This is a genomic window from Vibrio sp. B183 (assembly GCF_000740665.1).
In the GTDB taxonomy this organism is placed as follows: domain Bacteria; phylum Pseudomonadota; class Gammaproteobacteria; order Enterobacterales; family Vibrionaceae; genus Vibrio; species Vibrio coralliilyticus.
On sequence record NZ_JPQB01000004.1, the window covers coordinates 567299 to 567692 of the forward strand.

The 394-nt window shown below is 55.1% G+C and carries 1 protein-coding gene (only partly in view); it reads left to right on the forward strand.

Going from position 1 to position 394, the window contains the following annotated elements; all coding sequences use genetic code 11:
• On the forward strand, positions 1 to 394 hold part of the coding region annotated (locus IX95_RS05640) for a retention module-containing protein (RefSeq protein ID WP_038157577.1) (this coding region is incomplete at its 3' end). The annotated region extends 2929 nt beyond the left edge of the window; 394 of 3323 annotated nt are visible.

Consider the following 394-nt stretch of genomic DNA (forward strand, 5'->3'; position numbering starts at 1 on the left):
TCGATGCCGATGGTGTGGCGACGTACACGGCTTCAAGCACTGATGGCGATGTGTTTGTGCTGACGTTACGCCCTGATGGCAGCTACACCTTTGAGCTGAAAGGTCCGATTGACCATGACGCTAACAGCGACAGTGAACGCTTTGATTTCACAGTGGTGGCGACCGACACCGATGGCGACACCGACCGCATTACTCTGCCTGTTACGATTGGCGATGATAGCCCGAACATCGCATCGGCTGAGGCGTTAATCCTCAACGAGAATGACTTAGCCAGTGGCACTAGCCCAGACGCGACACGCGTGAGCAAAGACGGAGACTTCACCACGCTTGAAGGTGCGGATAAGGTCGTGAGCTACAAGCTTGACCTGACCACTAACCCGATTGATGGCCTGAC